This is a genomic window from Phormidium sp. FACHB-592 (assembly GCF_014695795.1).
GTDB lineage: Bacteria > Cyanobacteriota > Cyanobacteriia > Leptolyngbyales > Leptolyngbyaceae > Stenomitos.
Window position 1 is genome coordinate 1 of record NZ_JACJOZ010000058.1, and the last position, 20,177, is coordinate 20,177.

General features: G+C 49.8%; 13 protein-coding genes, 2 tRNA genes and 1 pseudogene. 6 read left to right on the forward strand and 10 right to left on the reverse strand.

Features of this window, described 5'->3' with window-relative positions; all coding sequences use genetic code 11:
• Window positions 1–613 precede the first annotated feature (613 nt).
• Complete coding sequence (locus H6F86_RS15315) at window positions 614–1,609, reverse strand: hypothetical protein (protein ID WP_190449480.1); 996 nt, start codon at window positions 1,607–1,609, stop codon at window positions 614–616.
• A 92-nt stretch (window positions 1,610–1,701) separates the two neighbouring features.
• On the opposite strand from H6F86_RS15315, the gene H6F86_RS15320 reads away from it, so the two are divergent.
• The 3 genes from H6F86_RS15320 (at window position 1,702) to H6F86_RS15330 (ending at window position 7,150) form a co-directional block, all read left to right on the forward strand.
• A complete protein-coding gene (locus tag H6F86_RS15320) occupies window positions 1,702–3,507 on the forward strand; it encodes a hypothetical protein (RefSeq protein ID WP_190449481.1) in 1,806 nt (601 codons plus the stop codon).
• Window positions 3,508–3,515: 8 nt separating this feature from the next.
• A complete protein-coding gene (locus tag H6F86_RS15325; RefSeq protein WP_190449482.1) occupies window positions 3,516–5,306 on the forward strand; it encodes a hypothetical protein in 1,791 nt (596 codons plus the stop codon).
• Between the two features lie 482 nt (window positions 5,307–5,788).
• Entirely contained in the window at window positions 5,789–7,150 is a 1,362-nt protein-coding gene (locus tag H6F86_RS15330; protein WP_190449483.1) for a leucine-rich repeat-containing protein kinase family protein, read from the forward strand.
• Between the two features lie 92 nt (window positions 7,151–7,242).
• Here the strand turns inward: H6F86_RS15330 and H6F86_RS15335 are convergent, their stop codons facing one another.
• Entirely contained in the window at window positions 7,243–7,383 is a 141-nt protein-coding gene (locus H6F86_RS15335; protein ID WP_242033542.1) for a DUF2442 domain-containing protein, read from the reverse strand.
• 93 nt (window positions 7,384–7,476) lie between these two features.
• Window positions 7,477–8,215 (reverse strand): annotated as a pseudogene (locus H6F86_RS15340) (IS1 family transposase).
• A 142-nt stretch (window positions 8,216–8,357) separates the two neighbouring features.
• Between H6F86_RS15340 and H6F86_RS15345 the strand changes: the two are divergent.
• A tRNA-Ser gene (locus H6F86_RS15345) sits at window positions 8,358–8,467 on the forward strand.
• 159 nt (window positions 8,468–8,626) lie between these two features.
• Here H6F86_RS15345 and H6F86_RS15350 read toward each other — a convergent pair.
• Together H6F86_RS15350 and H6F86_RS15355 are read right to left on the reverse strand one after the other, a co-directional pair.
• A complete protein-coding gene (locus H6F86_RS15350) occupies window positions 8,627–9,325 on the reverse strand; it encodes an NAD-binding protein (protein ID WP_190449484.1) in 699 nt (232 codons plus the stop codon).
• Between the two features lie 269 nt (window positions 9,326–9,594).
• Entirely contained in the window at window positions 9,595–10,935 is a 1,341-nt protein-coding gene (locus H6F86_RS15355) for a TrkH family potassium uptake protein (protein WP_190449485.1), read from the reverse strand.
• 400 nt (window positions 10,936–11,335) lie between these two features.
• Between H6F86_RS15355 and H6F86_RS15360 the strand changes: the two genes are divergently transcribed.
• Complete coding sequence (locus tag H6F86_RS15360) at window positions 11,336–11,962, forward strand: DUF3611 family protein (protein ID WP_190449486.1); 627 nt, start codon at window positions 11,336–11,338, stop codon at window positions 11,960–11,962.
• Between the two features lie 78 nt (window positions 11,963–12,040).
• Here the strand turns inward: H6F86_RS15360 and H6F86_RS15365 are convergent, their stop codons facing one another.
• The 4 genes from H6F86_RS15365 to H6F86_RS15380 all read right to left on the reverse strand — a co-directional run bounded on the left by H6F86_RS15365 (window position 12,041) and on the right by H6F86_RS15380 (window position 17,446).
• A complete protein-coding gene (locus tag H6F86_RS15365; protein WP_190449487.1) occupies window positions 12,041–13,174 on the reverse strand; it encodes a KilA-N domain-containing protein in 1,134 nt (377 codons plus the stop codon).
• Window positions 13,150–13,235: transfer RNA gene (locus H6F86_RS15370), tRNA-Arg, on the reverse strand. Before H6F86_RS15370 ends, H6F86_RS15365 begins: the two co-directional genes overlap by 25 nt.
• Before the next feature lie 227 nt (window positions 13,236–13,462).
• Window positions 13,463–14,629, reverse strand: a complete 1,167-nt coding sequence (gene dnaN, locus H6F86_RS15375; RefSeq protein ID WP_190449488.1) for a DNA polymerase III subunit beta — start codon at window positions 14,627–14,629, stop codon at window positions 13,463–13,465.
• An 828-nt stretch (window positions 14,630–15,457) separates the two neighbouring features.
• Window positions 15,458–17,446, reverse strand: a complete 1,989-nt coding sequence (locus H6F86_RS15380) for a PA14 domain-containing protein (protein WP_190449489.1) — start codon at window positions 17,444–17,446, stop codon at window positions 15,458–15,460.
• A gap of 646 nt (window positions 17,447–18,092) precedes the next feature.
• On the opposite strand from H6F86_RS15380, the gene H6F86_RS15385 reads away from it, so the two are divergent.
• Window positions 18,093–19,115 carry a spore photoproduct lyase family protein gene (locus H6F86_RS15385; protein WP_190449648.1) on the forward strand — a complete coding sequence of 341 codons (1,023 nt, stop codon included), beginning with the start codon at window positions 18,093–18,095 and terminating at the stop codon, window positions 19,113–19,115.
• A 7-nt stretch (window positions 19,116–19,122) separates the two neighbouring features.
• Here the strand turns inward: H6F86_RS15385 and H6F86_RS15390 are convergent, their stop codons facing one another.
• A complete protein-coding gene (locus H6F86_RS15390) occupies window positions 19,123–20,175 on the reverse strand; it encodes a glycosyltransferase family 4 protein (protein ID WP_190449490.1) in 1,053 nt (350 codons plus the stop codon).
• Window positions 20,176–20,177: the final 2 nt, after the last annotated feature.

A 20,177-nucleotide genomic window follows, 5' to 3' on the forward strand; every position in this document is an offset into this window, starting at 1 on the left:
CCTGAAAATCATGAAGGCATGGTTTATGTGGTCATGATTCGGTTGATGCTGAGGCGGTTAACAAACAACCGACGAACGAGGAACTTGAAACCTGCTTAACCAGCATTTACAAACACTTTCTTAGCAACCGTTCGATAAATTCAGAACAACTGAACCCTTCTTGGGTAGACAGCTTTTCTAAGTGACTAATGGCTGATGGCGTGAGAGTCAAGCTAATCCTTTGCTTCAATTCGTCATAATAAACCGGTACACCACGACGGCAAGCTTTCCCTTTGTGACTAACCTTTCTTCCTCTTGGCACAGTTTTATCCTTCCTTAAATTGAACTTAGCCCTTCTGATAGGCATTCAGTTTATGTGCATAAACTGAATATCTGATTGACCTTTTTATAGCTCACTAAATTGTCTATTCATTATAGAAAACTGAGCTAGTAGAAAATAGCAAACACTTCAAAATAGCTAAGGTTATAAGTTTAGCTTAAGTGCCTTTAATACGCATGAACTGTAGAAATGTCACTGTTATATAGCTGTATAAGCAGGTTTATATAACATTATGGGTTGAAGCCAGGATTTGAATTGGTATGGCTCAGTAGATTCACTGTTAAGCTTTGTAATTTACGGTGCTGTATAACTCAGTACTTGCCGCAGGTTGGCTATGCCCAATTCTAAAGCTTGAATCTCCTGACGCATGGTAATCATCTGTTCTTCCTGCGTCTTCAGGTTCTGCCTCATACCAGCTAGCCGTTGCGTATTGCGTTCGATGTCTCGCTGGATTTCATGCTGCTTATCCAGAATGCCATCGTAGGCAGCCTGCAAGCGGCGATCGTTGGCGAAGGTGTACGGATTCTGAGTAAAGCGCACGCGCCAGTTATGTGCTTTCCCACGCAGTTCCATGAACACTTGCCGTCCGGGACTGGCAGACAAGCAAATGTCAAACCCGCCATAGGCACCAACGTTCACCCATTGGTCGAAGTAGTTGCTGGCAAGCAGTTGCTCTGCTAGTTCAGCAAACGCTTTGGCAGCGTCTAGCGGGTTGGTCAGTGCCTGGTCTTGAATCGTCGCCAGGAAGTTCTCTGCCGTTAGCCCCTGCTCAATGTGCTGTAAGGCTAGCTCGGTGTCCGGTGTCAGGTATTGCAACCGCCGATTGAGATGCTCAATCTCAGCCTCCAGCCACGGCGTACCCTGACCGCCCCAGCGATCGTGCTTCATCCGGTACACATCCTGTTCTGCCGCTCGCAGCAGTTGCCGCTTGACTTCCAGGTCAGTCTCAAACTTGCACAGCTCCATAATGCGGTCATCGCCAGTCAGCAGCGCTTCGAGCTGGGCATAGGAGAAAGCGGGCAACTCGGTTTCTTCTTCCAGCCGTCGCACGCTCATATCTTTGGAGAGCAACGAGGTTCGCATTTTGTGCTTGCGCTTGAGGTGCCCCAGGATGAATGGGTCAAAGCCTGTACTGCCCTTCACCCCAGTCGTGCCATAGGTATAAATCCGCACCGTCTCATTTTGGTTGCCGTAGCGAATGACCCGCTTAATGAACTGTTCAAAGGTATCGGGTCGCCACGGAAGAACAAATGTACTGTATAAAATGTTATAATTAGCTAAAGAAAGCAAATCTTTGAATCATAAAGCAGACTTATCTTTTGTTTGTGTTGATGACTGGCACATGAACTCATTTTGTTAGCAGGAAGAAGGGGCTATTTATAATGTCAAACCCAGCCAATGCAGCCGAAGCATTTTCTGCTTTTCAGGCTCATGCTCAAGAGTCTGAATATGCCAAAATTAAGACAGCTTTACTACGTTTTACGGTGCCTGGTTGGAGCAAGCGTTATCCTCTAGAAAAACGTTCATCGTCGCAAGTAATGGCGAAAGCTCTACATTTTTTAGAAACAATTTCATTGCAACAGCTTCAAGGTGCGTTGCAAGTGCAGGCTGAAGTCTTTGAGAAGATGGCAGTTTCTGAAAGCAATCGTCGCGTTTTTAAGTCTTACTTAAGGAAGTTTCTGAGCTGGTGCGAGGAGCAGGGTTGGTTTGATGAAGCAACAACTCGGAGTCTGCCCAACGAAATTGCCAGTCAAGTGCCAGCCAAAGTTGCCGTGCAACTCAACAGATTTCAGAGTCCTAAAGGCGTGCATAAACCACTAGCGAAAGACCTTAAATTGAGTGGTGTGCCGAAGAAGGTTAACTATGCGCTCGGTACTGTAGCGGGTGATGTCATCAATACGCGCTTAGCACACCAACTCGATCGCCTCTTCCAGTTCATGCAGCAGACGCTGGGGCTGCGGCCCTCAACGAGGGAGAACTATCGTGAACGCTTGTTACAGCTTTTGGGATGGTTCCATCGGTATCAAGGGGTGCCGCTGGATGAGCTTTGCTTAGAGTCGATCGTGCCAGTGGTCAAGTTGAAAGCGCGGATGGCAGACTGCTTCAAGGAGGATGGCAGCCCTGACCACAATAAGTTCGCGATCGAGACCATTTTGGCAGCAGAAGGGGCGATGCAGCCGGCGCAACAGACAGACCACCGCCTTCGGCAGTATTTGGATTTCCTGAATGGGTCATTGAGTGCAAAACTCAAAGTCCTGCAAGCCTGCATTAATACGGCCAAGTACCTGTACTCCGAGCAAACCAGCGATCCCAAGCAGTACCAGGATGTGCCGATGATTCTGCTTACTCGCAAGCTGACGCGATCGCTCCGTCAATGTGAGGGAAAAGTCGCGCCGCGCATTCCCTTTGAGGTCAAGAGCGTACCTTGGGAACGGTGCTATGAAGTGGTGCTGCAACTGAAACAGGAAGCCGATACGGTGGTGCTGTATCAAGTCGCACCGAGGCGGACAGGCGGGATTGCAGCGTCTCCTCGCAAAGAGACAGGCATTGCTAGAAGCTATCTGCGTTTTTTGCTAGCGGCCTTATTTGTGCTGATACCACCCGATCGCGCTCGCACTATCCGTGAACTGGAGCTAGGGCGTACCCTAGTCTGGGGCTGTTTACAGGGCGGGGTCATTTTGCCTCCAGAACGGACGCAAACGCCGTCTGCGGCTCGCTGGTGGCTTCATCTACAACCGCAAGATTACAAAACAGGGGACGCTTATCAAACTTACTGGGGAGAGTTACCAAATACGGACTTCGGCGATGGCACATACTTCTACGATTACCTCGATCGCTGGGTCACGATTTACCGTCCCCTTTTTCAGCCCAATCATCACCGGCTCTTGGTCAAGCGCAACGGCGAGCCGCTTTCGAGAAACGGTATGAATCAAAGCTTTCGTCAATGCTTTTTCCGACTGACCGGTGTACCAGTAACGCCCAAAGAACTGAGACCAATGTATGTGACCTACTTACGTCACAAGCAAGCGAATGAGGCGGTACTAGACGCTGCTGCCTGTGCGATGCACCACAGTCGTGCGATGCAAAATGAGATCTACGATCGCCAGCAGTTGCTCGACAAGCAGGAACCCATACACGCATTTAATCAACGTTTGATGACACAAGCCGCTTCCACTACGAGACCTTAGGAGTTGCCATGTTGATGCCGACGAATGCCGCCGAAGCGCTGTGTGCTTACCAGTTGCAAACCAAGCCATCTGAGTTTGCTGGGGTTAAAACCGCTCTCTTACGCTTTGTGGTGCCCGCCTGGAATGGCACTGATCCATCTGGGTGCAAAATGACCGCTCAAGATAGGCAGACTGCGCTGCGTTTTCTAGCTGACGTATCACTCGTGCAGTTGCAAAACGCTTTAGACACTCAATTGACGGTGTTTGAGCGCTTGGATGTTGGCAAGCATAGCCGTGCCGTCTACCGGTCTTACCTCAAGCGCTTTTTGGAGTGGTGTCGTGAGCAAGATTGGATGCCTGATGCGTCTTTCAGTGACCCAGTGCAACCAGCTTCAGAAACTATATCAGTACATCAGTTTAAGCACCCCAATGGCAAGGGCCTCAAGGTTCGCAGCAAGGTCACGGGTCGCCAGCAAAAGGCAGCTTATGCGCTAGGGGCAGTATTGGGAGATATCATCAGTCCTAAACTGCAACAGCAGTTAGATGCGTTTGATCAATTTGCACAGGCGCAGCTTAAGCTGCGCCCATACCCGTTGCAAATTAGCAAAACACTCTTGCTGCAATGTTTGGGTTGGTTACACCGGTATGAAGGTGTGCCACTGAATGAGCTTTGCTTGGAGACTTTGGTGACAGTTGTGCCACTAAAGCAGAGACTCGCTGACTTCACTCATACCAGCGGAGAGCCTGACCCCTTAGCGTATGCTGCTGCCAAGGCGATGGCGATGGAGTCCGCTGAGCAGGAGGGTAGAAAGACCATCAAGCTTATAGAGCGCTACCTAAACTTTGTTGACGGTGCGCTCGGCACGTATGTGGAAATCATCAAAACGGTAACTCGCGTTGCTAAATTCTTGTATGACTCGCAGACAAACGCCATTCTCTACGATTATTACGAAGATATCCCGGTGATTCAGCAACTCCGGCAGTTGGCAGCCGACTTAAAACGTGCACGTCAAGGCGAACCGGCTCAGGTGCCCTACGAGCGTAAAAGTGTTGCTTGGGAGCAAGCGTTGACCGTTTTGTTTGAGTTGAAGCGCCTAGCTGATCTGGATGTCCGGTATGCCAAGGATGCCAGCAAGCAGGACGGCTATCGGGTGCAGCCGCGTCGGGCAAAGGGTATTGGCATGAGTTATCAACAGTTTCTGTCGCTGGGCTTCTTCATGGTCATCCCGCCCGATCGCTCCCGCACGTTCTACGAACTGGAACTTGATCGCACTTTGCGGTGGGGTTACTTTCAGGATGGCCTTTTTGTGGCAATAGAGGATAGGGAAGACCCATCAGCGGCCTGGTATATTCATCTTCAAGCTGAGGACTATAAGACGGGCGCGGCGCATGGCGAGTATTGGGGCAAAGTGCTGAACGCTGAGTTTGCTGATGGCACCTGCTTTTATGACTACATCCAGCGCTGGTTAACGGAGTTCCGTCCGCTCTTTCAGCCGGAGCACCCTTTCTTTTTCGTGCAGCGGAATGGCAAGCCTCTCCTCAAGAATGCGCTTTATGCCCGCTTGCGCTACTTTTTTCAGAAATTGGTGGCGGTACCCGTGACGCCCAAGGAGTTGCGGCGGATGTATGTGACGCAGCTTTATGCGGAGGGTGCATCTGAAGCCGAGAAGGAAGCGGCGGCTTGTGCGATGCATCATAGCCGGAAGATGCAGGCAAGTGTCTACAACCAGCTCGATCAGATACGCATGACGGCACCGATTTATACGTTTAATGAACAAGCCTTCAGTGATTTTCTTAAACAGAAACCCGATGATGCTTGAGACTGCGATCCCAGCAAATGGCAATTTCTCCGCAATTTCTGTTCGTCGAACTCACATTAATTGCGGAGAAATTGCCGTAACCTACTTAACCTGAGTTTGGGTTAAGCCAAAGGCTAAAACCCCTAATATGATTAGTCTGAGCCAAGCAACCAGCAACCCTTTCGTTTGCTAAGCAACGGGAGCATCACATGGGGGCGATCGGGTTTTTCATTCACCACTACAAGGCATCCTTACCGCTTGAGCACTACCGACGTTAAGCACGTTGTTCGTTTAAGGTCTGACGCTAGCCGTGATTCAACGCTTAGTGTTTCAACACTGCTGTTTCCTTTTATAGAATCATCAGTAAGCTGCAAACGACATCGTGCAGCAAGCGGCTCGTTTCGACGCCGCTCAACCTGCAGCGATCGTGGGTTGAGCAAAGCTAAAACCTAAGCACCTTATACCTTTTATCTGTAGCCAAGTCCCTTATTTTTTAACAAGACATGGAAACGCTTGACTTGCTTCGCTCGGGTCAGCTTGAGGGGACTAAAAAACTCAATCTTGCCTGTGGGTTAACTCAATTTCCATCAGAAATTTTTGCTCTGGCAGATTCTTTGGAAGTTCTGGAGCTATCAAACAATCATTTTAAGTGCTTGCCAGAGGCGTTTGGGCAATTGAAGAAGCTTAAAATTGTGTTCTTCAACAACAATGAGTTTGAAGAAATGCCAGCGGTGCTGTCGCAATGTCCTGCACTCTCAATGGTTGGTTTTAAGTCGAATAAAATTACGTCGTTTGGCGCTAATGTCCTCCCACCGACCGTCCGCTGGCTCATTCTCACTGATAATCGGCTGGAGCAGCTACCCGCCTCAATCGGCAGGTTGAGCCATTTGCAAAAGCTCATGTTGGCGGGAAACAAGCTGCGATCGCTCCCCGATGCGATGGCTGCCTGCCTGAATCTAGAGTTGATCCGACTGGCGGCAAATTGTCTCACGGCATTGCCCGACTGGTTGTTCACGCTGCCGCGCCTCTCGTGGCTGGCATACGCGGGAAACCCGTGCTGCATAGCTGCACCCTCGGTTGAGCGATCGCTGCCAGAGATTAGTTGGATGGACTTAGAGCTAGGAGAAGTGCTTGGGCAAGGGGCTTCTGGCCTTATCTCTAAGGGCATTTGGCAAGCAAATGATCCTCAAACCAAGCAGCCACAAACCAAAGACGTTGCCATCAAAGTCTTTAAGGGCGAAATCACCAGTGATGGGTTGCCAGCGGATGAAATGCGGGCGTGTCTCGCGGCTGGAGCGCACAACCATCTGGTGAGCGTACTGGGCAAGCTGACCGATCACCCTGAAGCGAAGGCTGGACTGGTGCTGTCCTTCATCCCGCCTCACTACAAAAATCTCGGTGCCCCCCCCGATCTGGATACCTGCACACGCGATACGTATCCATCAAAGCCCGCTTTTGCTTTAGCGACCATTTTGCGCATCGCTCAGGGTATCGCTGCCGCTGCTGCACACCTCCACGATCGCGGCATCATGCATGGCGATCTCTATGCTCATAATATTCTGGTGGATGAAACAGGAGCGAGCTTACTAGGAGATTTTGGAGCCGCTTCTTTCTACGATTCAACTGACCCAGTGATTAGTCAAGCAATGGCACGGCTGGAAGTCAGAGCTTTTGGCTGTCTGCTAGAGGATCTGTTAGACCGTTACGCCGTGGAGGATGTCACACAAACAGAACGGCAAGCAATGATTGAGCGGCTGCGCACCTTACAGCAAGACTGTATGACTCCAGTGCCATCCCTGCGCCCTCTCTTTCATGAAATCTGCGCTCGCTTAGAGGCTTTAAACCCAGCCTTTGGTGCTTTCTAGGCGGCAGCACAGCATTAACTGGTGTGAGACGGTGCCTAGTCAGCGATCGTAGCTATTCATGCTGCATTGCCATCATCGCTGTTGAGTAAAGCCTAACCACCTAGGTCTGCATTCAGCTTCTCCCATTGGAGTCCTGTGCCAGAGGATGTTACTTCAATGTCAGCTAAATCATCAGGTGATGCACCTGCTAACCCCTGCCTTAACTCTGCCAGAGGTTCGGTCGTAAAAAGCATTTCCAGCCGTAGGTTCAGTGAGACTGGCGATCGCTCAAAGACCTAATGGCTCTAGTTAAGGAGTTGGAGCAGCGCACTATTAAGTTTCGCTTATTACAAGAAAGGGTAGTGCTCAAGCGGTAAGGATGCCTTGTAGTGGTGCATGAAAAACCAGATCGCCCCCGTGTGATGCTCCAGTTTCTTAGCAAACGAAAGGGTTTTGCGCACTCAGCGTGAGACGCGTTGCCGTAACGTACAGTGAAAGCGCTCAATGTGCTTGGTCTGCCCGCTTTCTTTGCCGACAGAACGGTGCCGTTGGCTCGGTAAGACCGCACGGTAGGCCTGCAAAAGTCGGTATAACAGAGGGTACACTGACGATAGACCGCTGGCAAAGACTCCCATAGAGCTTGAGCACCCTCCTGGCTACGGTTACCAATCTGCACCCCCACAATCTCACGTGTACGACGGTCAAGCGCTAACCAGAGCCACTGCTTGTTTCCTTGGTTGCCGACAAACGACCATGCCTCGTCGCCTTCCAGGGTCAAGCGCCCCTTTTTTTGGCGCTCACCGTGACTTGGCGAGGCACCTGCTCGTCTTTGGCATTGACAGACTGCTGCAACCATCGTTCGGAAACTGCGGTGACCCTCGCCATCCCGGCGAGCGGGATCTGCTCTCACAGCAACTTGTCAATGAGGCGTTTCGTGCCCGCGTCGATGACCTTCTTTTGTGGGTCTTGGACGCACTGGCGACCGCAGTCGCTGCCTTTGTGGTTTTGCTTGCCGTTATGGATTCTGCCGTTTCTGACCACGTTTTTTGAGTGGCAACTGGGGCAGCAGGGGCGTGTCAATGGCATGGTTAATTTGGCTCGCAGCCTAGCAGCCATAACATTTCAGCATCTAGCGCTGTACCCTGCTCAAGCTAGAGCTTCACCATCCTTACATGTTTAGCACTACCCTGAATTTTTACTTATGCTCGCAGAACTTGAAAAACATTTTGGGTGTAAATTGGGTGTAAAGAAAACTGAAATGCTCTAATTCCTTTCATACTAGGGATCGTTCACCGCCTCCTAAGCGGTAGGTCGAGGGTTCGAATCCCGCCAGTCCCGTGCTTTTTAGCTATCCCTTGGGAGATTTCTAAGGGAAAATTTACCGTTGGTGAGGGGAGATCACTGCCTAAGTCTTAGTCTTTAAACGCGAACTTTTTTACTTCCTCTGCGGGTATTCTGTTTGTTAGAAATCTCCAGTCAACCATCGCTCAAGGCAGCTTAAAGCGGTAGTCGATCAATATTTTTGTTGCAGCCAATTACGACCATAGCCGATCCCGTATGCAACGTTGTGTTGGGATTAGGGTTAATCTCAAACTTGTCGTCCTGGCTCACAGCAAGCAGGTTTAGACCATAGTGAGAGCGAAGCTTAAGTTCAGCGATTGTTTTGCCATTAAAAGATTCAGGCACCAAGATCTCAACAATACTGTTGTCTGGGTCAAGTTCAAAGCGTTCTAAAATGCTAGGACGAGTAAGGGCACGGGCTAAAGAACAGCCCATCTCATGTTCTGGGAAAACGACATGATCTGCCCCAACCTTTTTCAGCAATTTTTCGTGAATTTGGGAGGAGGCTTTTGCAACGACATGAGCAACTCCAGCTTCTTTAAGATTGAGTGTGGTAATCACACTTTCTTCGACATAGTTGCCGATCGCCACAATCACCGTATCAATTTCGCAAATGCCAGCCTCCTGAAGGGCAGCCGGATCGGTAGAATCCAACTGTACAGCCTGCACTGCAATGCGATCGGTCAGCGCTTGGGCAACGCGCTTTTCGTCCGCATCAACACCCATTACCTCGTAACCCAAATTATGCAACGTATGACAAACAGCTCGTCCAAAGCGCCCTAAGCCAATTACCGCATAGTGCTTGCTTTGATCAGGTTGCAAGCTACGAAAAAAACTCAAGAATGTCAGGTTCACAGGCGAACTCCGAGCGGTTAGCTCCAAATTTTGTGTATATGCTCAGGCGCAGTACTTTTCGGCAGAAGTGATCGGATGTAGCGACTGAGCCGAACGCTACACCAATGGCAATCGATCGCAGCTTGTCTCAGTTTGCATCGACAGGCTTTGTTCACATAGTCAGTGGTATCCATCACCAAGACTCAACCAAGAAGTAGCAACTCAGATTCTCTAGCCTATCAAGAAGCGTAACGATGCACCGCTTTTGGAGGATCGGGTTTCACAACGAGTTAACCCACCAGTAAATTTTCTTCTGGATACCGTACCACGCTAGGGTTAGGGTCGCCAAGAATTGCGCCCATCAGGAGCAAAACGCCAACCCGACCGATGTACATCGTTACTATGATCATTAACTTACCAAACGTCGAAAGACCGGCGGTAATGCCCGTTGAAAGACCAACCGTGGCAAAAGCCGAGACGACCTCCAACAAAATGCTAATAAAGTTAATCTCTGGATCGGACAGGGCAACAAGTGTCGTCATCACAATGACAGTGACCAGCGAGCCAACCGCTACACCCACGGCTTTGAGAATGAGTGAGAAGGGAATCTGCCGCTCATAAAGCGATACGTCTTCCTTGCCTTGCAAGATTGCTTTTGTACAGCTGGTTAGCACTCGTAGCGTGGTGGTTTTGATGCCGCCTGCGGTGCCACCAGGGCTGCCGCCAATCAGCATCAGGGCGATCATGATAAACAAGCCTGCCGTGGTCATTTTACTAATATCGATCGTGTTGAAGCCAGCGGTTCGAGGCGTGACCGCTTGAAACCAGGCTGCTAACACCTGCGTACCAAAAGGCATAGAGCCAAGGGTATCGGGATTGCGTAGTTCGACTAGAAAAAGGGCAAGTGTACCAGCGACTAACAAGATTACTGTAGTGCTCACCGCAACCTTGAAATTGAGGGAGAATACGAGCCGCCCGGGTCGTCGCAGTAGGCGATCGCGCAGCCATGTATACATCTCAAAAATTGCCTCGTACCCAATCCCGCCAAAAATAATTAACCCAGAAATGACTAGATTCAGCAATGGCGATGCTTGATAACCGATGAGATTGTCTGCAAACAAACTGAAGCCGGCATTGTTCCAAGCGGTAATACTGTGAAACGTTGCCAGCCACAGCGCCCGCTGCAGACCATGCGTTGGTGTAAACACAATCAGCAGCAAAAAAATGCCAGTGATTTCAAAGAGCATTGTGGTCGCAATGATAGAGCGGATGACCTGCGCTGCGCCTCGCAACTCACTGCGATCGAGGGCTTGCTGCACAGCAATTTTGTCTCGTAGTCCAAACTTGCGCCCCACCAACAGCAGCAGAAACGTTGTTGCCGTCATGTAGCCTAACCCGCCTATCTGGACCAGCGCCAAGAGCACAACTTGCCCAAAAGGTGAGAAATACGTACCTGTATCTACTACTATGTGCCCCGTCACACAAGCGGCAGAGGTTGAGGTGAACAACGCTACCAGTAGATGATCCCAACTCCAACCGCCTTGACTAATGGATAATGGCAGCGCTAACAAAAGAGTGCCAAGTGCGGTGATAGCAATAAAGCCCAGGCAAATCGTGCGAGAAACGGTCATTTAAGTAGTTAACCGATAGTGAAGTGAAAGAAAAGCCACCCTGCCCGCCTGTAACAAATTAATCCCTATCTAAGGCTAAGCGAAGCAAGAATTTAAGCATCCTTTGAGCTGTGTGCGATCTTACAGCTTTCGATCGTCTTTTCTCTAGAGTTGCCGCTAGAGAGTGGCATAAGAGTGCGATCGAGCGCTGTCATAGTCTGAACGACTTTCTCTCAAAGGCTCAAGCGTATCGATCCAAAGAGAGAAGCGAGAGCAAGAACCTTGTTAGAATACCCGCTTTTCATGCAGCATCTCTTTCAGAGGAGACACGCATTTAATTAGCCTCATTTGTACACTGATAGCTAAAGTAACGCAGTCATTTGGTGAGCGAGTGACTGCAACCAAATTGCCTAAGGACACTATGCAAACCAGTAGCGAAAGAACATCTTCAACTGCCAAGTTTGAGCAGATTGCAACTGTTTTACAGATTGCTGGCTGGGCTAGCTTACTTGTCCAGGCTGGGCTAGCTGCTGTTTCTGGTGTGCTGTTACTGTTAGCTGTTTCAGGGCGAAGTTTTAATCAGGCGATCGGAACCACGACGGGCGTTCCTGGAGTTGGCGTTGCCACCACCCAAAGCGCTACTCCAAGCATAGGCATTGGTATTTTTTGGGCAGTTTGCGGTGCGTTAGTTTTGCTGTTTGGGATCTATCTTGCCTTTCGGCTCATGCGTTTCGGTAAGCGACTTCGCAATCCTAGCCCTGCGATTCATCCCCAACGAGCGAAGGTGATGCACGTGTTATGGCTAGGGGTCGTTACAGGGCTAATCGGTATGCTGCTGATGCTTTTAGGCACGGGAGCGACGATCGGAGTGCTGTTGTCTAAGTCAATTGCCCAGCCGCAAGGAGTCGCCATTTATGACCCCAATCGTATTATTCGATCGCTGGATGTCTTTGTAGCTGCTGCCAATACAACAGGAGTGACAGCTCATTTTGCCGGGACAGTCGCTTCGTTGAGCGTGTTTAACTGGCTACATCGTCCTTCAGATTAGAATCTGCCAGGAATTGGCACAGTAGCATGAGAGATGCTCTCGTTTAACTGTGCACCTAGACTGTTATTTAGATATAGGCTAATCAAAGACTCGTGCAACCTTTGTACCCGCTTGTTGGCAAGCTGTGCGGCATGGGGAAAAGCCATAGTGCTGTTCTTCTCGAATATTCTCCCTCGCTATCGTTTCCGCAAGCATAATCGCTGCACGTTGAACCATCTTTCCTGTTTTAGCCAGATGATCCCGAACATTAGCGTCTTTCGGCAGCTTATGTTTTTTGCGGTAATCCACGGCTTTATCCTTGATTAGAAGCTTGTAAATCAGGTTAGTGAGATAGCCGTATGCCATGCCTTCGCTTTTAATCCAAGTGGGTAGAGTCGCCGGATCTACAGCGCCGTGCTGGGCTAAAGTGCTGGCAAAGTCTTTGCGGACAATCACGCACTGAGCAAGAACTTCAATATTCTCGTCAGAGTGACCCTGCTGCTTCCATGTCTTAACGGCCCGTTCGTACCCACGAGAAAGGGCTTTTTCTGGGTCTGTCTCTTCTTCAATTCGTTCTACAAGAACGTTTAACGCCCATTCATGAAATTCGGCAGAAAGGAATCGAGCATAGTCAATCGCTAGCTGAGGCACCGCATAAGTTCCAGGCGCAACACCCCCTTGCTTAGTTTGCAACCAACTAGGCACAGCCTTGATTTTGCCGTTTTTTGAGTAAAGTGCTACCACAGCACTTTGCTTGGCGTAGCGTTTTAAGAGTTCTTGGGTAGCGTCAAGCTCTCTCCAATCAACAGGACGCTTATTGCTTGGCTCTCCCTGTGCCTTCCACATATCTGTCAGACAGACATCTCCTGTTTGTTGGTTACGGTGAATCATCGAGCCTCCGTAAACCAAAGCAGTGCCTTTTGGGAAATTTGACATTATTGTGTCCTCTAGTGTTTTGTACGCAAAGTGCTTTGCGGTAGAGGACTGCAAGCCGCAACAGAATGCAACATGCTTGACAAGCGCGATCTCGAATGACACTATATGTAGCAGTCTCGCAAAAGATGCCATCATATAATCCCGACGTATTCGATTTGCAATCTTTACTAGCTTGTAGTCCTTACCTGGGTAGATGAGAGCCGTAGAAAAGCTTTCGTCTTTAGAGCATAAGCGTGACCTCCAAGGTTGCATTTGTGTTCTGTCGTCAATTGTGGGGGTGGTGGGACTTGCACTCACAAAACCCTGCCAGGTTGCCGGATTAGGAGTCCGGTGCGTCTGCCAATTCCGCCACACCCCCAAACTTTTCAGCAAAGGCGAGCGTTGATCTACAATCAACGCTCGCCTTTGTCTTTTGGCTTAACTATCACGAAGAGTCAAGCGAAACCATTGCTTACATCCTTTTAATTGCGTGCTTACCGATTAAAACCGCTAAAAACATTGTTTACAGTAAAGACTCCATAGAATTGGTGTTTATAAAGAACCGGAAAACCCTTATTCGTTCTTTGTTTACATGTTGTTCTTTTTTTAGCTACGAACCTGCACAGGCATGACTAAGTAAGTCATTTTGATGCTGCCGAGGGGAGTGACGATCGCTGGGCTCGTTGCTGTATTCAACTGAATCTGGATCTCGGTAGTGGCGATCGTCTTCAAGCCATCCATCAGATATTTCACGTTAAACGCTACATCCAGGTCATCGCCTGTAATCTGTGCGGGAATCGTTTCTTTGCCGCTACCCACATCCTGAGCATCAACCGATAGCGAAAGTAGTTGGCTGGTGCTATCTAGAGTCAGTTTGACAATATTGTTTTTCTGGTCTGCCAGCACGGCAATACGTTCCAGGGCACTCAGCAGCAAGCGTCGTTCAGCGGTAATCTGGCGCGAAAACTGACGTGGCACTAGTTGACGATAGTTAGGGTATTGCCCTTCGAGCAGGCGGCTGGTGAGGCGCTGATCAGTCCATTCAAAGACAACCTGGCTCTGGTCAAAATGAACGGCAACATCACTACCCGTTTGCCGTTCGAGCATTTTGGTCAACTCTTGCAGTGCCTTAGCTGGAATCGTCACATCCAGCGCTTTTTCGGCTTCATTCGCAGTACCGCCAGCCTCAGATGCCTCTGCATTCATGGTTTGCACCACAGTGAGGCGATGTCCGTCCGTGGCAGCAAACTCCAAACCATCGGGCTGCATGGTTAGGTGTACACCTGTCAGCACTTGTTTAGTTTCATCACTGCTGGCAGAAAATAAAGAACTCCGCAACCCTTCGAGCAGGTTTTCAATCGAGAGGTACGCTACTTGTCCTGCTTCCACAACGGGCAGTTCAGGAAAATCCTCAGCACCCATGCCGCGCATCTGGTAGCGTCCCGAGGCGCAGGTCAGCGTTGTGAGAAAGTTTGCTTCAGCAGTTTCCTCTGTTCCATTCTCTAGCGTGATATCGCCATCGGGTAAGCGGGAGACAATATCCGTCAAAAGCTTGGCAGGCAAGGTCAGTGTTCCACCCGTAATTACATCAGCAGGAAAGCTGGTTTGGATACCGAGGCTGAGATCAAACGCACTGAGTCTGATTTGCTGCAACTCTTGATCGGCGACCAGAAGAATATTCGCCAGAATGGGATGACTTGGGCGCGACGAGACGGCACGGCTTACCAGCGTGAGATTGGTGCTAAAGCTGTTTTGAGAGCAAACCAGTTTCATGGGAATGTGACCTTTGCGTTGAGAGGGCGACTGTGTAGCTGGGCAGAGCGGTGACTGTGGTGAGAACTGGTGCTGAACTAGCAAACGGAACGCTATCTGTAGCGGTTGAGAGCGTTGTCTGCGTATGTTAGCACCCTTGTTTTGAACAATCCAGCCTGTTTTTTTAGCATTTTTGCGCTTAATTTCTACAATCCGGACTTAAGTAATTCTTATTTAAACAGTAGTAGTAGAGCCTGTGGAAAATGTGGAGAAGCCTCTAAAATGCGACTGGCCGATTCTTTGAGCCAGCTTTAAACCTGTGGAAAACCTGTGGAAAACTTGCCGATCTTTGCACAGAGTATTTATACCTAGTTAAGTTCTCCACGATCGTCTCAAGTTTTAGACAGGCTTTCCACATAGTTTTCCACAGAAAAGTCTAAGGTTTTCCACATGAATTCGATCGCTTTATCTTTCGCAATGTTTTGCTTAATAAAACTTCGTGAAGCATCAAACAGTGGCTAAAGTTCTTCACAGCCTGCCCACAAGCAATCCATAAGTGGGGCTGATCAATTGACCCTCACAATTGCCAAATCGAAAGAGACAAAGGATCTAAACCCCTTGTCTCTACAACATAATGCGAATTAATTTTGCTCTTCACTGATCGCTCGTGAGCACTAACTGCTAGCCACTTTTACAGAAGTTGATTACAGCAGTCACGGTGTCGCCGAGCATAACCAAGCGTTCAAAAGTCAGCAGGAAATTTTACGGCTTTAAACGTACCTTTGAAAACGAAGTATGGGCGATCCCCGCTTTATCTCTATTGTCTAAACAGCTTTGGCATCGGTGCTTCTAAAGAGGTTGCGGTGTCGCCGTTATAGGAGGCACTAACGCAGCGTCTGATGCAGAGAGTTGGATAATCAAAGGTGCATCCGAGACGTTGAGAGTTAGCTGGGTGGGAGTGGTGTAGCGTGCCAAGGGAGCGATCGATTGATTGGGCGCATAAGTTGTTGCTTGAGCAAACGGCGTATTGAAATTCAACGTGACGTTTTGACCAACGGCAGCCTGAGCAGTGCTAGGTACTTCGAGCCAAAGGACGAGGTAGAAGTCACCGTTGCTCTTCTCCAGTAGCGTGTGATGAACGTTCTGAGTGCTGCCACCCATTGAGAAATTGAGCGCCCCTAATGGTGCTGCGGGTGCGGGTGTTGTAATCGGTGCAGGTGTCGCTATGACTGGCGTTGTCGGTGCGGATGTTGTTGGTGTCGTGGGTGCGGGTACTACCTCAGGTTTGGGATCGTCAAGCAGGGTAATCAGGTTTTTTAAGGCAGTGTAGGCAGGTTTAGGTGTGCCATTGCTGCGAATGATGCCGTAGTTGTTTTCGCTATTGTTGGGGTCAGCTTTTTGATCCATCAGCTCGTAGGAAAAGGTGCGAGGCGCACCAGCGTTGAAGCTTTCGAGAAAGAGCCGAGGGAGATATTTCGCCTGTACGGCTTCTGAGACAGGACGATCGGACGTGGGGCTACCAGTAGAGTAGCCGACCTCAGTGGCGATCAAGGGCTTGGTGCCAAAGGGTTGCGATCGCATGGCATAATCTCTAGTCAGGCTACCGTCACCGGGATTATTGGGGTTGTTGTAAGGGTGAAAACTGCCGTAGTCTACCCACTGGCTCAGGTCACCGATCGCGCCGCTAGAGTTGGCATACACAAACGAGGGACCAATGATAGGAATATGTGCTGTCGCTGGGTCTGACTTGAGTGCAGTATAAACGTCTCTCGTAAAGTCTCGTACGTAGCTGATCCAGCCGTCTCCTGTGACTGGTTGACCATTACGGGTATAGGGAAAGATTCTGTGGAATAGGTCAAATTCATTCAAGATTTCGACGGCTTCTACACCCTCTGCCACCAGGTTTTTGACAAAGTTTGTCACTGTATAGCCGGGTGGCTTGATGTCGTAAGAGTCATCAGGACCAATGCCAATGTTTGGGTCAAGCACCAGGGTCGATTTGATGCCCAGTCTACCTAGCTCGTTGATGCGGTTAATCCAGGTAGGGTCGCTGCCGCCATCGCGAATGTGGCGAATGCCCAAATCGAGCAAGCTTTGTTTGACGAACGGATAGTTACCGTATGCTGTGTCGTAATAGCGAACGTGGGTATTGATGCCGATCGAATCGACAAAAGCATCAGCACTTTTGGCGGGGGCACCAATCGCAAAAGGAAGCGTACTAGTACCTTGAAAGAGTTGGCTGGCGGGAATAATTTCTTTTGCTTGTGTCGGACTAGACCATAGTAGTTGAGCGGTCGCGCCACCTGCACGCTCATAATATTCCAGCTTGATGTCGTAGTTTTGACCAGCGGCAAGGGCGATCGTACCACTGTCTTCAGTCAGGGCATGATCAGCCCAGTTGTCAATCAGCAATTGCCCATTAACCCATAGTCGAACGCTATCATCTGATCGCGTGTAAAACGTGTAGGCTTCAGTAGACTTAGCTTGCACTTGCCCTGTCCAGCGCACTGCAAAATTATCGGCTGCTACAAGCGAGTTAGGTGCCTGATTGCCCCAGGTAAAGTTAACCGTCGGATTGATTTCCGACCATTTCAAAGTTGTAAAGTTCTTGCCTTGAAAATATTGCGCTCGCAACCCAGGTTGGTTAACGATCGCTGCACTTGGTGCAGGGGAAGCAAGAGTACCAGACGTACTACTACTGCTGGCGATAGCGCTACTAGAGAATGTAGACAAGCTATCTGCCAGAGTGCTAAAGGCAGGCGCAACGATCGAACTAGCGCTAACGCCTGGATTCAGATCAGGGCTACTTGTAGCGGCTGCGGTGATTAAATCTGACACTGGTATTTTCCCTGATAAACGAAGGTTGCTTAACGAGTCTCAGCACTAAACCCTAAAAACAGAGTGCATTAAGCTGCAATCTGCATTAGAGGATGAAGGTGTTGAAGACTGGTGGTAACTACTTGTAGGGAACACACGAATTGGGAACTGAAAGACATTCGTAAAGGTACGAAGAGGATTAAGTGGGCGGGCTGCCTTTAAGTGAAACGTAGAACCAAAACGGTTACTGGCTCCCGCACCAAAAGAGTTTATAGACGGCTTTTTGACTGCATCATTGCCTTCATTGCATTCATTTCTTTCACGAGCAAAATAATAGTTGAAGCTATAGCTTGATGACTGTAACCTCAAAAATTGTGAAGATCAAACTGAACGATGCACCCAAGTTAAACACACGTTATCTTCAGCTATACAGCACGAAATTGCAACCGCACTAACTTAAAAATTCTTCTCCAAATTTTCATAAAATTTAACACTTAGGGTCTGTATCGCCCTACTTACGGATGGGTTTTCGCCCACTATCAGGGCGTAAAATCCTCCTCTTGAGGGCGGTTTGGGCGATCGTGTCGTCATTATCATGAAGGAATGTTACTAGCAGTCGTTTACAGTGCAAACAACCGTTAATCTTCCTGCTGTTTCACGCTTATGGATGCCTGAGCGTGTTCTCTTTACTCCATCAGCTCTGGAATTGCCCTGGGGGCAGCAAATTTTGTCGCGGGTGCAGGCGCTAGACCTTCCAGTTGAAGAGTTGCCGCGCGATCGCCTGACTGGTCTGCGGGGTGAAGATGACCGCGAGACATATGCGATCGCTAAGCGTACTCTTGCTGTTGTGGTTGCGCCGCCCAGCCATTTCAAGCTCAGCCCCATTCCACCGTCGGCAGACTGGCAGTTTCACCTGGCGGAAGGCTGTCCTGCCCACTGCCAGTACTGTTATCTGGCGGGTAGTTTGCAGGGTCCACCAGTCATTCGTGCCTATGCTAATCTGCCGCAGATTTTAGAGAACTTAGCGGCGTACGAGCGTCCCGGTCAGGCAACATCCTACGAAGTGAGCTGCTATACCGATCCACTGGGTATTGAACACCTGACAGGTAGCCTTGCTGAATGCATTCGTTACTTTGGTACTCGTCCTGATGCTCGCCTGCGCTGGGTCTCAAAGTTTGACGGGGTTAACCACCTCCTTGACCTGCCCCACAATGGACACACGCGCTGTCGTGTGAGCGTGAATGCAGCACCCATCTCTCAACGGCTAGAAGGTGGTACCGCCTCTGTTGCCAAGCGCCTGCAGGCATTGCGGCAATTGGCGTTACCTCGATCGCAGGGTGGCGGCGGTTATCCCATTGGGCTGGTGATTGCTCCCATTATGCCGATCGATGATTGGCAGACTCATTACAGTGAGCTTTTTGATGCGATCGAGTCGGCGATCGACTTTGACTGCAACCTTACCTTTGAGCTGATCTCCCACCGCTTTACCCCTGGCTCCAAGGACGTGCTGCTGAGCTGGTATCCCAATACATCCCTTGACCTGGATGAGTCTACCCGTAGCGTCAAACGCAATAAGTTTGGTGGTACCAAGTATGTCTACGAGGCTGAGATGATGAAAACCCTGCGCCGCTTTTTTGAGCAGGAAATTGCCCGTCGTTTTCCTCAGGCAGAAGTGCTTTATTGGACTTAGAGTCGCTCTAGAGCAATTCGGCGTACACTTCTAGGGTTTCTGCATGGACTCGTGAGACCTTTAGCCAGTCGAGATTTTGCTGCGATCGCCCTTTCCACCTCTCCAACAAGTCAGGATCCCGCAAAAGGGGGGCGATTGCTTCTGCTAGGGCTGTAGGGTTGGCGACTGGGACGAGAATACCTGCGGCTCCACCATCCAGCGCTTCGGGAATACCATCGACGTTGCTAGCGACGATGGCACAGCCAGCTTCCCGTGCTTCTGAAAGCACCAGCCCGAACGGTTCCTGACGAGAGGCAAGCACAAAGATGTCGGTAGCGTGGAGATAGCGCTGCGGTTCTGCTTGGTAACCTTCAAAGTGAATGCGATCGACAACGGCTGTCTGCTGCGCCTGTGCCTCAAACTCAGCTCGATCGGGTCCATTGCCAATTAAATAGAGATGCACATCAGGAAACTCGACTGCCAGTTGTTCAAAGGCGGCAATTAAATCTGCAATGCCTTTGCGATGGTACATTCCGGCAAGGGTGGCGATCGCGGGTCGCTGAAGTTTGACAGGTGGCAGTGTTGCTAATCCTTCACGTGGACTGCCCAACGTGCCATTGCAAACGACCCGCAGCTTGGTTTGAGGAATGCCTTTGCGCGCCATTGACTGTGCCACTGATTGACTGACTGCAATCATGCGATCAGCTAGCCCCATCAAGATCGCGCTGCGCTGAAATTCGTTGTGCACAGTGGACACTAACCCATAGTGTGGTTTTTCCCGCAAGGTTCGTGCCAGCACCATACCAGTCATCATATGGGCATGAACAATGTCGGGCTGTATTGATCGCACCAGTGCTTGATAGCTTCTAGCGGCGCGGAGCAACTGCAATGGGTAGCGACGCTGATCGAGCTGGATGTGCTGCACGTCATATTTTGCCAGCAGGCGATCGTACTCTCCTCCCGCAGAGGCAACGGTCACGGTATGTCCGGCTTCTGCCTGCAAACATGCGAGATCGACAGCAACATTGACAATGCCATTGCCAATTTCTTGAATGTGATTGAGGATGTGCAAAATCCGCATAG